The sequence below is a fragment of the Pseudoalteromonas sp. QJM3NY_22 genome, from assembly GCF_056173065.1.
The window spans coordinates 4,335,807-4,349,014 of the sequence record NZ_CM149655.1 but is presented as its reverse complement, the minus strand read 5'-3'; the positions used below and the strand labels follow the sequence as shown (position 1 = coordinate 4,349,014).

Annotated in this window: 8 protein-coding genes, 1 rRNA gene and 1 pseudogene; 5 read left to right on the top strand and 5 right to left on the bottom strand. The window is 40.6% G+C overall.

Annotated elements, in window-relative coordinates; all coding sequences use genetic code 11:
• Positions 1-24 precede the first annotated feature (24 nt).
• Positions 25-139, top strand: a 5S ribosomal RNA gene (gene rrf / locus AC0VZ4_RS20015).
• Positions 140-896: 757 nt separating this feature from the next.
• On the opposite strand, the pseudogene AC0VZ4_RS20010 reads toward rrf, so the two are convergent.
• The 3 genes and pseudogenes from AC0VZ4_RS20010 to AC0VZ4_RS20000 all read right to left on the bottom strand — a co-directional run.
• A pseudogene (locus AC0VZ4_RS20010) lies at positions 897-1,715 on the bottom strand (LysM peptidoglycan-binding domain-containing protein); the annotation flags it as partial.
• Positions 1,716-1,718: 3 nt separating this feature from the next.
• Complete coding sequence (tnpC, locus tag AC0VZ4_RS20005; RefSeq protein WP_475439674.1) at positions 1,719-3,158, bottom strand: IS66 family transposase; 1,440 nt, start codon at positions 3,156-3,158, stop codon at positions 1,719-1,721.
• Positions 3,159-3,218: 60 nt separating this feature from the next.
• Complete coding sequence (locus AC0VZ4_RS20000) at positions 3,219-3,692, bottom strand: transglycosylase SLT domain-containing protein (protein ID WP_475440534.1); 474 nt, start codon at positions 3,690-3,692, stop codon at positions 3,219-3,221.
• 184 nt (positions 3,693-3,876) lie between these two features.
• Between AC0VZ4_RS20000 and AC0VZ4_RS19995 the strand changes: the two genes are divergently transcribed.
• Positions 3,877-5,136 carry an IS4 family transposase gene (locus tag AC0VZ4_RS19995; RefSeq protein ID WP_475439645.1) on the top strand — a complete coding sequence of 420 codons (1,260 nt, stop codon included), beginning with the start codon at positions 3,877-3,879 and terminating at the stop codon, positions 5,134-5,136.
• A 681-nt stretch (positions 5,137-5,817) separates the two neighbouring features.
• Here the strand turns inward: AC0VZ4_RS19995 and AC0VZ4_RS19990 are convergent.
• Complete coding sequence (locus AC0VZ4_RS19990) at positions 5,818-7,137, bottom strand: sensor histidine kinase (protein WP_475440533.1); 1,320 nt, start codon at positions 7,135-7,137, stop codon at positions 5,818-5,820.
• A gap of 2 nt (positions 7,138-7,139) precedes the next feature.
• Positions 7,140-8,549: a sigma-54-dependent transcriptional regulator gene (locus AC0VZ4_RS19985; RefSeq protein WP_475440532.1), complete on the bottom strand. Its 1,410-nt coding sequence runs from the start codon at positions 8,547-8,549 to the stop codon at positions 7,140-7,142.
• A gap of 225 nt (positions 8,550-8,774) precedes the next feature.
• On the opposite strand from AC0VZ4_RS19985, the gene AC0VZ4_RS19980 reads away from it, so the two are divergent.
• The 3 genes from AC0VZ4_RS19980 to AC0VZ4_RS19970 are packed head-to-tail and all read left to right on the top strand — an operon-like array spanning position 8,775 to position 13,139.
• Positions 8,775-10,028, top strand: coding sequence for an efflux RND transporter periplasmic adaptor subunit (locus tag AC0VZ4_RS19980; protein ID WP_475440531.1), 1,254 nt, complete (start codon positions 8,775-8,777; stop codon positions 10,026-10,028).
• An 11-nt stretch (positions 10,029-10,039) separates the two neighbouring features.
• A complete protein-coding gene (locus tag AC0VZ4_RS19975) occupies positions 10,040-10,741 on the top strand; it encodes an ABC transporter ATP-binding protein (protein WP_007377361.1) in 702 nt (233 codons plus the stop codon).
• A gap of 1 nt (position 10,742) precedes the next feature.
• The gene (locus tag AC0VZ4_RS19970; protein ID WP_475440530.1) at positions 10,743-13,139 is read left to right on the top strand and encodes an ABC transporter permease; all 2,397 of its coding nucleotides are present in this window, start codon (positions 10,743-10,745) and stop codon (positions 13,137-13,139) included.
• Positions 13,140-13,208 lie beyond the last annotated feature (69 nt).

Sequence of the window (13,208 nt, the reverse complement as noted above, 5' to 3'; positions counted from 1 at the left end):
AATACGTATTAACGCCCAAATTTGCTTGGTGACAATAGCGTTTTGGACCCACCTGACTCCATGCCGAACTCAGTAGTGAAACGAAACAGCGCCGATGATAGTGTAGCATTTGCTATGTGAAAGTAGGACATTACCAGGCTTCAAATTGTAGAGAGCCCGAATCTAACGATTCGGGCTTTTTTACGTCTGCAGAAAAGTGAAATGTGCACACTTAACACACACTCATATCGCGACACAAAGATAGTGTAGCATTTGCTATGTGGCTCTACACCGCTGTGGGCACTAAGACATCCTACTGCGTAGCGCACCGAATTCACATTGTAGAAAGCCCGAATCTAGCGATTCGGGCTTTTTTTACGTCTGCAGAAAAGTGAAATTCGCGCAATTAACACACACTACATCAACACCCATCACGTAGGGCGAGCGAGCGAAGCGACTCCCGACGCTAGAATCACAACAAAACCCCTCAATATCTCAGTCGGCCATTATCCCAGTCCGACCTCCCAATAAAGTAGCATTTGCTACGTGACTTTCCACCGCTGTGGGTACCACGACATTCTACTGCGTAGCGCACCGGCCTCACATTGTAGAAAGCCCGACTAGAAATAGTCGGGCTTTTTTACGTCTGCAGAAAATTTAAATATAAGGGAGTAGCGAACATTACTCACTCGAGGTCCTGCAGTCACAACTTATGTATTGTGTGGAGCAAGTATGTAGAGCATTAAATGTGTTTTGCTCAAATGTTGCAGTTTTAAATGTATGTATTTTAAAAATGGATAAACCGAATCACTTAATAAATGATATTGGTATGATTGATAAATAATCAAACCATTTCTTTGAAGGGTATATGAGCTGATAAAATTATCAGCTCATATATTTAATAATTAGCCAAGTAGTTAGCTATTAGACAAGAATACAGTAAGTTTTTTACCTATTTTTAAATGGTCACTTGAAAGGTTATTCCATTGTTTTAGTTTGTTAATACTGACTTTGTAATACTTAGCGATTTTCCATAAGCTTTCGCCTGATTTAACTTTATGCTCGATTTCTTGATCTGCAAGTATAGGGAGTATCAGCTTTTTCCCTGCGCGAATACGATTGCTTTTTAGATTGTTAAAGGCCTTTAACTGATTAACTGTTATTGCATGGCGTTTAGCTATGACACTGAGGCTGTCGCCAGATTGAATGGTGTAGTGTTGCCATTGACTGTAATCACTACTTTTTTGATTTGCGAGCATTGCTTTAAACTCTATTTGCTCATCGGCAAGAACAACGATATGAGGTGCATCAATAACTGCTGGAAAGCGGATCACACCGTAATTTAATGATTCGAGTTGTTGCCACTTCTTTTTGTTATCTATGATAACAGATCCCGAAACTGGTATTACCGCAATGGTATTTTTGTTTGCTATCGCAGGAAATGCCATTTTTTGGCTTTTGAGTAGTTGGGCAGCAGCAAGTAACTTAGGGACATATTGACTTGTTTGTTTAGGTAGTTTTAAGCTGAAGAAATCGGTTGGCTTACCCTGCCTTTTATTGTTTTTAATTGCTCTTAAAACGCGGCCTTCACCTAAATTATAAGCCGCAATAGCATGATACCAATTGCCATCGAAACGTTTGTATAAATACTCCATAAAATCCAATGCTGCACGGGTACTGTCTATCACGTCTTGTCTACCGTCATACCAAGGTGAAATTTTTACTTTAAAATATTGTAACTATTCAGCCACATTTTCAATAAATATATCAGGTAACTGATTTTTGAAGAGTAATTCAAGGGCTAGGCTTGCTGATACATGCTGTTTTCTGCAAGTCGAGAGGTAGCTTCTGATTAAACAAAACATCTCTGCACCTTGCATGCTTCTGAAGCACCCAGATATCTTTTGATGAACCTTGGTCATCCTAATATCATTCTCACCTTGGTTGTTGCTAAAAGGCACCGCTGTTTCCGTCATGAACCGTAAGACATCATCTTGATAATCTCTTAACCGCTCTAACAACGCTCTAGACTTTGTTCGTTTCAATCTGCCTCGCTGGCCTTTTACTCGGCTGTTTCTATCCGGTGGAGGGCATTTAATGTCACCTTGAGCCAATATTTGTTGATATTTCTCTATATAGTGAGCTTTTGTGTCTGCATCTAGCTCGGGGTTATCTATTTGATGTTTATTGATTTCAGTCAGTAGGGTTTGCAAATCCTTTGCCCATTGCATACCGTCTTGCTCCCATGCCCTTTCTAACTCTCGGATATGATGTGCATTACACAAGGCATGTTGGCACTGTGTATATTGATAATACGGTTTCCAGTGGTCGTGGCATAGTACCCCAGTAAAGTGAGGTAAAATATCGGCGTCATCCATCGCTATTTTCCCTCTTTTCTCATGCGGGTAAAAATACGTCCACCACGTCGTTGATGCACCATGAAGCCATCGTCGTTTACCACCTATATTAATCCCCGTTTCATCAACGTGTAAGGCTTGATAAGTCGTTTTCAGGGCTTTCTTGAGCGCGGCTTCTGCGCCGGAGGACTTTACCAAGGCCGCTGCTTGTTCATTAAAGTTAAATAAACTACCCGCACTGATTGGAATACCGAGTTGATCACAAAAATATTCTTCAATGCGGTTGTAAGGGAGTAATTGATATTGGGATAGGTAAACTGCATGGGCTTTTACACCAACCCCATATTGAATAGGACTGTTAACGTCTTCTGGAAATTCACCAATAAAACGCTTACCTTGCTCATTTTCCAGAATTTGTGCTTGGTATTCAGTGACCACTTTCCTGATATCTATATCGACAACCTGTCGTTTTTGAAAGCCAATTTCACGGTAGTGACCTTTCGGTAAAAAATCACGTTCAACTAGGATGATTTTGATCTCATCAGGCGTCTGTGTTTGGGTTAGTGTTTTACCTGCACGGCCTTTTTGACCACCCGCTGACTTGGCTGATTTCTCTTTGTTTTGTTTTTTTCGGTTGATGTCTTTTGATGGCGGGATACTGCTATTGTTACTGTTAAGTCCTAATTTACTTGCTAACATAACAACGACAACCAGAATGAGTTCAATAGACATCTTCAGCGCAGGCGTGAGAGTTTTACCTTCTTGTAATTGAGCTTTGGTTTTCTCAACGATTTCGTCGATGTTGATGCTGTTTAAATTCATTGAAGCTAGGGCTATTAGGTCATAGCCCTAGCTTGGCATACTGGCGGGATCGGTCAATAGTTAAAAAAGATCCTTTGAAAATAATTTACCATGGTGAATAGTTACAAAATATTTAGCAATAGAGGGCGTTAGCTGCCACAGGCCAGACGCATGTTTATGAGAATAGGCGCTTGCATCAAAATCGCTTTCAATAAGTGGCATTAATGCCAGCTCTATTGGTAAATCTCGTTTTTCTATTTCAGTCACTATATGATAAAGATAGGGTGTAGCGCGGCGGCTAATTTCATCCATATAATTAGGATGAGATAAGTACCAAGCAATACGCTTGTTCACAGCGGGGTGGCTTGAATTAGTAAAGCTTAGCTGCGCGCGAATACGTTGCCAAACATCATCCAGCTCTTTAGGACTTAAAGGCGCGATTTGTTCAATTGCTTTACTTTGTTGATTAACAACAGGATTGGCTTTAATAATTGTTTTAGGGGCTGGTTGTTCTGGTGTTGTCTCACAGCCAGATAAAATAAAAATCAGTGGCAAAATGCCGATATATCGATTTAAAAACACGTAAAAACTACTCCGTAATATAAATGCAGCTAGCTAAAAGCCGGTTAGCTTAACATAGGGAATGTTCATAGGTTGGATCTTAAGAAAACTTGAAGTTGAACTCTGTTAATGATCAAATAGTTACGCCAATAAAAACATGACTAAAAACAGAGTTCACATGCAGATTAACCAAGTTTCAAACCAATTAAAAGCCCTTATCTCAGAAAAACACCTCATTGAGCTTGCAAAAACCTCTGGATTTCAAGTTCGACACCGTTGCCTGTCGATCGTTTCTCTGCTCAAAGCCGTATTTAAAAGCTTATCTTGCCTGCAAGACGCTAACTTGTCAGATATCCATCAAAACTTGCGAACGCAGGCTGATTGCACGATAAGTTATAAACCCTTTCATAATCAAATTCGAAAACCAGCCTTGACTGAGCTTGTCCGTGAGCTCGTTATTCAAGCGATGTCTAAATTGACTGTAAACACGCTGGATAAAACCTTTTTTACCCAGCGAGGAATACAGCGAGTGTTATTGCAAGATGGTTCTTCATTTGCTCTACATGATGAATTAGCGCAGGTTTTTGCTGGTCGTTTTACTGCTGTAAGTCCTGCCGCAATTGAGTTGCACGTTACCTATGACCTATTTAATGAACAACCCTGCGAAATAGATATCCGTCCTGATGTTGAAACTGAGCGCGCCTTTTTACCAGGTAGCCACACACTTGAAGATACGTTATTACTTGCTGATGCTGGGTATTTTGACTTAGATTACTTTGAGCAAGTAGCTCAAGATGGCGGATATTTTTTGATCAGAGCAAATAAAAACATTAACCCAATCGTTACATCAGCCTATTGCGCGGGTATAGAACTTAAAGAAAAGAACATTAAACTCAAAACGTTACTCGATAAATTCGCAAGCCAACCACTTGAATTAACAGTACGTTGGAAGAAAAATGGGCCCGAGTACAGGCTTATCTATTTACCGAATGAAAAGCGCCCCGTTTTCCTTGTTACTAATTTAAAAGAGGCACAGTTTAGCTTTGACGAGCTACTCGATATATATGCAACTCGTTGGCAAATTGAGTTGTTTTTCAAAGAACTAAAGTCATGGAATAACCTTAAAGGGTTCATCACACGAGATCCTCATATTGCCGAATCATTGGTTTGGCTGAGTATACTGCAAACACTTATCAAGCGTTTTATCTGCCATAGTGCAGCGGGTATGTTTAAGTGTGCGATCTCGACATTTAGAGCGAGTAAGTGCAGTTATCTTTGGTTGGATGATATTCTGGATTGCATAGAACAAACACGGTGCAGCCATAAGATACATCGTGTATTTGAGCTACTAGCGGTAAATTGTAAGCGGCAAAGCATTGAGAAAAACAATGATATTTGCCGTTTTAAGATAGGAAGTCACACGGTCTGTGTTCCTTAAGAACTAAGCTATGAGGGAATGTTATAAACAGCGCTATAATCACCCGTTTAAACTATTTTACAGGTGAGTATTTTAGATGGTATGTATTGTTAAACTCAGTTAAATTAATAGGGTTACAATAATTTATCGATTTAGTATTGGCCAAACGGGCTTGTTTTTTAAGGATGATGGATGCGTTTAATCTTACTTTTTTTATTTTTATCGACTTTGCTGAACGTAAATATTGTCGCAGCCACACAAGTCACACCTCCTGTAACTATGGCTCCTTCGTTGCCTAATACGCAAAATAACCATGATTTGGTATACCAGCAATTATTTAGTATACACAGCCAACTTGCTAGGGCGTGTTGATCTTTGCGGTATAAAAAACAAACAGCATAAGGATAAGGTATAATTGAATTCGCTAAAAAACGTTACACCGAACCCTTTAAGGCGTAGCATAGTCAACAAGCTTGGTGATTACCCTTTTTGGAATTCAGTATATTTGTAGGTATTTGTCGCCATAAATGACGACCTAGAGTGGACGTACTTTAGCGCGTAAGGCAGTTTGTAGTAGAGTTAAGCTACTCTGTGTTGTCGCCATAAATGACGACCTACAGTGGACGTGCTTTCGCACGTAAAGCAGTTTGTTGTAGGATTGCTGCTTTATGTTGTTGCTGTGAACGACGATCTACTGATTACTCACCCAAACACACACCTAAAACATGCCCCTTGTGGTTTTTGTACATAAACCAAATCACCGCCGTGGTTGAGCATAATTTGCCGCGACAAGCTCAAACCAATACCCGAGCCTTGTTGTTTGGTAGAAAAAAAGGGCACAAATACCATGTCGATAACATGTTCAGCAATACCAGGTCCGTTATCGCTGACTTCAATGTAAAGCTGTTGTGCGTGATTTTGCGCGAGGGTGAGTTGAATCGTTGGTGTTTTATTAGGATTTTGCGCGTTATGTTGGTGGCTTGTGGCGAGTACTTCAAGTGCATTTTTAACTAAGTTAACCAGTACTTGTTCTATTTGACTGTTGTCGAGCATCACTAATTGTTGGGTATTAATATTAAGCTCAAAAGTAGTGCCTTGGCTAAATGCTTGCTGCTGATGTAATGCAACTATTTGTGTGAGCACACTAGCTAAATTATAAGGCGCTAATTTAGGTGTAGGTAAGCTACTAACTTGACGAAAGCGTGCTATAAAATCGCCTAAATGCTCAGTGCGAGACGCAAGTGTAGTGAGTGCGAGCTGTAAATCTTGCTTATCTTCAAGCTCATTAAAGCACAGTGTTTGCGGTAATAAAGTGGTGCACGTGTTAGCGAGTGATGAAAGTGGCGTTATAGAATTCGCTATTTCGTGAGTTAGCACTTTAGTTAAGCGCTTATAGGCCTGCTGCTCTTTTAACTGCAATTGGTCGTGAATAGACTGTATGCTGACAACGCGGCGAACTTTACCTTGAATTTCGGCGATGCTGAGTGCAATTGATAATGTATCTTGCTGTTCACCTGTTTGCCAATGCAGGGTATTACGTACGTTTCGCTCGGCTTTTAAAAGAAGATCACCCACAGCGCCCAATTCACTCAAGTGCTTAATGTTTCTACCTAAAAGCTTACTTACAGCGGGGTTTGATTCAATCACTTGGCCACTGTTATCAGACACCAATACAGCCAAATCGACATGAATTAGTAATGCTTGTAAAAACTGAGCTTGTTGCTCGGCATTAAAGCGTGCGGTTTGCATTTGTGCTTTTACTTGATCGAACTGCTGGCGCATTGGGTGATACTGGCTAAGGCCTAACGTACTATCGCCATTAGCGAGTGCGCGAATAACTATTTCAGCTTGTTTTTGTTGGCGAGTAAATAGTGTGAAAATATGGGCGCTCAACGCAATACTAACTAAGACGATTAACAATAATGTTGCCGAGAAACCTTTATTAATAAGTAAGTAGCACAGTAATGCACTGCAGCTGCTTAATGCGACTAGGTTAAATCCGAGGGAAAAGTAAGGTCGCATGTTTATAATCCATACTTTTCAAGGCGACGATACATAGCACCGCGCGTTAAACCAAGCGCTTTGGCAGCGTGGCTTACATTACCTTGATGATGAGTAAGGGCAGCTCGAACTGTGCGTTGTTCAAGTGCCTCTAAATCAAAAGTGTCGTATGAATTATTGCTATTAACGGCTGTATTATTCGCATTATTATTGTTGTTAGCGGTAGCGCCAACCACTGAACTCACATCAAGATTTTCGCCTTCACTTAATATTACCGCGCGCTCTATTGAGTGGGCTAGCTCACGCACATTACCCGGCCATGAGTATTGGCAAAGTGATGTCATATCATCTGCTGCAATGGTTAAGTCGCGTTTGTATTTTTGTGAAAAATGATTTAGGTAATAATCTACTAGTAATGGAATGTCGTCACTACGCTCACGTAAGGGAGGTAATCTGATTTCAACAGTATTAATACGATACAGTAAGTCTTGACGAAAGCGACCGTCAACGACGGCTTGCTCAAGATTATCGTTAGTGGCACAAATGAGGCGAATATCAATATCAATTGTTTTACTGCTGCCGATCGGAGTTACTTGGCGGTTTTGCAATGCGGCGAGTAACTTAGCTTGATGTTCAAGAGGTAAGTTACCTAACTCATCTAAAAATAAACTGCCGCCTTGGGCAAGTTCAAATTTACCAATTCGATCAGCTTTAGCGTCAGTAAACGCGCCTTTTTTATGGCCGAATAACTCACTTTCAAACAGGTTTTGCGCTATTGCGCCCATATCTACACTCATAAAGGTTTGTTCGCTGCGCATACTTGCTTGATGAATTGCGTGAGCGGTGAGCTCTTTACCTGTGCCACTTTCGCCAGTGACCAATATATTAGCGTCGGTTTGCGCGGCTTTTTCGATAGTATTAAATACTTGCTGCATTGCTGCGCTTTGCCCTAAAAACTCAAATGATGGCGTGTTTAATGCCTGATTAAGTCCCTGCTTTTGGCGAGTAAGTTTACCAACTTGTTGCTTGTCTTTTGCGTGCGAGAACGCAGCAGCAACCGCGCCAAGTAATTGCTCATTTTGCCAAGGTTTAGCAATAAAATCAGACGCACCTGCTTTAATGGCATCCACCGCAAGCTGAATATCACTGTAAGCGGTCATCAGTAGCACCACAATATTAGCGTCTTGCTCAATGATTTTTTTGAGCCAATAAAACCCTTCTTTGCCGCTAATCGAATCTTGGCTAAAGTTCATATCCAATAAAATCACGTCAATGGGCTGATCGCTTTCTCGTTGCTTGCTAATAATGCCAGCAATATCAAAGGGATTATCAGTAGTTTTGACGCTTTGATAGTGTTGCTTTAATAGCAAGCGTGCTGCAATGAGAATATCGGGATTGTCGTCAACAATTAAAATTGAGTCTGTGTGTTTCATGGTTTTTATTTTTATAGAGTTTTATTTAGACTAAAACAAAAAAGGAACAGTGTCCATAAATGGACGCTTATTAAAATAAAAAGTGTTCTATAAACGGACACTTAAAGTATCTATCTGTATAAGGTGTTATTCAAGCTGTTGTAATTAAAGAATAATTAAAGTTGGCATACGCTTTGTAATAGCAATAGGTAATTAGTTAAATTAAACCTGTATCAAGGCGGCAACATGGATAAGAAAATAGAACGCTCATTTACTCAAAAGTATTTTAAAAAATTCATCTTTGCAACGATGGCCTTAGGTGTTGCGGCGGCTGCGTATGGCTTTACGCAAACTAGCGATATCGGTCGTAGCCAACATGTTGAGCGCAGTAGCCTCACCGTTAGCACAGTTAAACAAGGTGCATTTAAAGATGCGTTGAGCTTACGCGGTCAAGTGGTGCCAAAAACCAGTATTTACCTTGATACTATCGCCGGTGGCCAAGTTGAGGAGCGTTTGGTAGAGCAAGGCGAATTTGTAGAAGCAGGCCAGCCCTTGGTGCGCTTGAGTAATACTAACTTGCAACTTGATGTTATGGGCCGTGAGGCTCAAGTAACAGAGCAGCTAAATTTTTTACGTAATACGCAAATGAATATGGAAACCAGCCGTTTAAACTTACGCCGCGACTTATTAGAAATAGAGTTAAAGATTACGCATTTAACGCGCCGTTTAAAACAAACTAAACCATTAGTTAAAAGTGGGGTGTTGGCGCAAGATAAATTAGCAGAGCTTGAGGAAGATTTAAGTTATTACCATGCTCGCAAGGAGCTAACGCTTGAGCGTCAAAAGCAAGAAAAGTCAATACGTGAAGTGCAAGTCGCACAGCTTTCAGATAGCGCTAAAATGCTCGAGAAAAACCTTCAATTTGCTCGTCGAAACCTCGATAACTTATTAGTAAAAGCACCGGTATCAGGTTATTTAAGTGAGCTTGATGTAGAAATTGGCGAATCAAAAAGCAGCGGCGCACGCCTCGGACAAATCGATATTCCTAACGAGTACAAATTAGTGGTGCGTCTTGATGAGTTTTATTTAAATCAAGTTCAGCGCGATATGGCCGTGATGATTGAACTTGATGATGACGCGATTACTGCCAAAGTGAGCAAAATTGATAGCCGCGTACAGCAGTCTCAATTTCAAATCGAAGTGGATTTACCAAGTAACATTAAAAGTATTAAGCGTGGCCAAAGTATTGACCTTGAGTTGATGCTTGGCAACAACAAAAACAATGCCTTATTGCTTAATCGAGGCGCATTTTTCACAAACTCGGGTGGTAATTGGGTTTACGTAATTGAGCAAGGTAGTGATAAAGCACTGCGCCGTGATATTCGTTTAGGTAAAAAAAATCAACATTATTTTGAAGTGCTTGAAGGGCTAAAAGCAGGGGATCAAGTGATCACCTCAAGCTACAGCAACTTCGAAAAAGCACAACAACTACAATTTTAAGGATAACAATAATGATTAAACTAACTAATTTAAGCCGTGTATTTCGTACTCAAGATGTTGAAACAGCTGCACTAAGCAATATTACTCTAACCGTAAAAGAAGGTGATTTTTTAGCAATTATGGGCCCATCTGGCTGTGGTAAATCAACCTTATTATCTATTTTAGGCATGTTAGATTCGCCAACAAGTGGAAGCTTTGAGTTTGCAGGTACTGACATTGCAGGTTATAGCGAAAAACAATTAGCAGAGTTACGTAAAGCCTCGATTGGTTTTGTATTTCAGAGCTTTAACTTAATTGATGAATTGACAGTTTATCAAAATGTAGAGCTGCCTTTGCAATATCAAAAAATTTCAAAAAGTGAGCGTAAAGAGCGTGTTGAAACCATTTTAAAGCGAGTGGGTATTGATCATCGAGGCGATCATTTACCGCAACAGTTATCGGGTGGTCAGCAGCAGCGTGTGGCTGTAGCGCGTGCTTTGGTGATTAACCCTAAGCTAATTTTAGCTGATGAACCAACGGGTAATTTAGACTCAAAAAATGGTGATGAAGTAATGGCAATGCTCCGCGAATTAAATAAAGAAGGCACCACGGTAATTATGGTTACGCACTCTGATAAAGAGGGTAATTACGCAGATCGTTTAGTACGCCTACTTGATGGCCAAGTGATGCTTGATAAAGCAAATAACGTACAACAAACGGTGGAGGTTGCATAGCATGTTTGTAAGTTACTTTATTACAGCGCTGCGTTCGTTCAAACAGCAAAAACAACATTTTATTTTAAATGTATTAGGTTTAAGTATTGGCTTAGCTTCAGCTATTTTAGTGGCGTTGTTCGCACAAAATGAGCTGTCTTACGATAGTCAGCAGCCACATGCTGAACGTGTTTACCGCGTAGGCCAAGACTTCTCGAAGTTGGGCTTATTTGTGATCCCAATCTTCAATTATTCACAAGGAGCGAAGGCAGTCGAGTATAGCCAAGTGGAAGAAGTCTTTGGTTTGACTATGGTGTCGATGACTAGAGAGGCGATGGTTGACGTACAGTATCGCGATCAGGGTTTTAAGCTCAGCGATTTATATGGAGCAACTCCCAATATTGAGAATTTTATCAATATGAACACATTGGCTGGCGATTTAAAAAATGCTATGAGTACACCTGGTAGCCTAGCATTGAGTGAGTCTGAAGCACTGCGTATTTTTGGTTCTGTGAATGTTATTGGTAATACGCTACAGCACGAACAAGGGCAATATACTGTACGGGCGGTGTTTGCGGATTTACCAAGCAATACTCACTTTGCATTTAAAAACCTAGTGTATGTAAAACATGACCCGAGCAACCTTATGATGAATAGTAGCTACGTTTATATGCGTTTAGCGCCACAGGCCGATCCAATCGCACTTGCGGATACACTTTCTAAACAATACTTTAATGGGCAAATGGCGGGGCAAATTGCCATTGAATTTCACCCACTATTAGACTTACATTTAATAGCCAAATCACCATTTGAAATGAAAGCGGGTGGCGCAAAGCAAGTCGTAATGATTTGTGCGGGTTTGAGTGTGTTGCTTATTTTAATTGCGGGCTTTAACTTTATCAATATGACGGTGGCGCAGTCCACAAGGCGTGCTAAAGAAGTTGGGGTGCGTAAAGCGCTTGGCGCAAGTAAAGGGCAGTTAGTAACGCAATTTTTAGCTGAGTCTATGTTGGTTGCGTTATTGTCGATGATTACTGCATGTGTATTAGTAGAGCTGTTATTACCGAGCTTTAATCAGTTAGTCGATCGTGAGCTAGTCGTGATTTATTTTTCAGCCTTTGGTTTGGGTATTATGAGCGTGGTGATTGCTGTAGGCATACTTGCCGGTTTGTACCCTGCATTGTTTATCTCATCATTTAGCGCTAAACGAGTATTAAGTGGCGATTTACAACGAGGCAGTACAGCTACTTGGGTGCGTAAAAGTTTATTAACCCTACAAGCTTCATTGGCAATAGGCCTGATCATTGCCTCGATTACGTTATTAAACCAATTATCTCACTTACAAAGTCTTCCTTTGGGCTATCAAACACAGCAACGCTTAGTGGTTTCAGAGTTGCCTGTGCAATCGGTATTTACGCAGCAGCCTAGCGCACTCATTAATCGCTTGACGGCTATTGATGGCGTAGAGCAAGCAACGATTATTGATACCCGTTTAACCGTTTCAATTAATAATACATTACAGCCAACTTGGCCCAATGGAGAATCATCAGGTGGAATAACCCCTGTGATAGGTTCTGGTTTTGATGTCGTAAAAGGGCTAGGCCTTACGCTCATTGCTGGTAGAGACTTTAGCCGTGAGTTTTCCTCAGACTGGGCGACGCGAGCAAACGGAGTTACAACGGTGGGCACAATTATTACAGAAACCGTTGCCAAGCAGGCTGGTTATAGCAATGTGGCTGATATTGTTGGACAAACAATTAAAGACACAGGGCGTAATGTGGATATGCGGGTTGTCGGTGTTGTAAAAGATGTAAAAATTGGTAATGCACAAGATGCAAATTCTAACATTATGTTTTTATGTGGCTTTAACTATTTAGCACCGGTATCTGAAGTGATTTTAACAGTTAATTTGCATAAGCTCCCAGCTATAAAGCAAGAAGTGATCGCAGCCTTGGCTGAGGTGTCTAATATTTATGAGCCAAAAATAAACCTACTAGCTGAAAACTATAAAGCGGTTTTAAAAGCTGATGAGCGTGTTTCTTTTGTAGTACTTATTTTTACGGGCCTTGCGGTATTCTTAACCTGCTTAGGTACATTTGGTTTAGCTTCGTTTGCCACAATTCGTCGCCAAAAAGAAGTGGCGGTACGCAAAGTACTTGGCGCATCACGTATTAGTATTATGAACCTACTGGCAAAAGAGTTTTTAATTTTAGTGTTGGTGAGTGTAGCCATTGCATACCCATTAACCTATTGGCTGGTGGGCGATTGGCTCGCTAATTTTAATGAGCGTGTTGATCAAGCGCTGTGGGTTTATTTAATTGCAGCCCTTAGTGTTGCAGTAATTACTTGGCTGACGGTTGCAAGCCTTGCATTTAAAGCTGCAAGCACAAGGCCATCGCTTACTTTACGTTATGAGTAAATAAAATTTATTAGTCAAAACCATGGTCTATCGGAGTAACAGGTAGGCCATTTTTGGGTGAGAACAAAA

What these genes read in the sequence shown, in the direction of transcription:
- AC0VZ4_RS19990 (WP_475440533.1), bottom strand. Translation starts at nt 7,137, where the DNA reads ATGCGACCTTACTTTTCCCTCGGATTTAACCTAGTCGCATTAAGCAGC.
- tnpC (WP_475439674.1), bottom strand. Translation starts at nt 3,158, where the DNA reads ATGAATTTAAACAGCATCAACATCGACGAAATCGTTGAGAAAACCAAA.
- AC0VZ4_RS19975 (WP_007377361.1), top strand. Translation starts at nt 10,040, where the DNA reads ATGATTAAACTAACTAATTTAAGCCGTGTATTTCGTACTCAAGATGTT.
- AC0VZ4_RS19985 (WP_475440532.1), bottom strand. Translation starts at nt 8,549, where the DNA reads ATGAAACACACAGACTCAATTTTAATTGTTGACGACAATCCCGATATT.
- AC0VZ4_RS19995 (WP_475439645.1), top strand. Translation starts at nt 3,877, where the DNA reads ATGCAGATTAACCAAGTTTCAAACCAATTAAAAGCCCTTATCTCAGAA.
- AC0VZ4_RS19970 (WP_475440530.1), top strand. Translation starts at nt 10,743, where the DNA reads ATGTTTGTAAGTTACTTTATTACAGCGCTGCGTTCGTTCAAACAGCAA.
- AC0VZ4_RS19980 (WP_475440531.1), top strand. Translation starts at nt 8,775, where the DNA reads ATGGATAAGAAAATAGAACGCTCATTTACTCAAAAGTATTTTAAAAAA.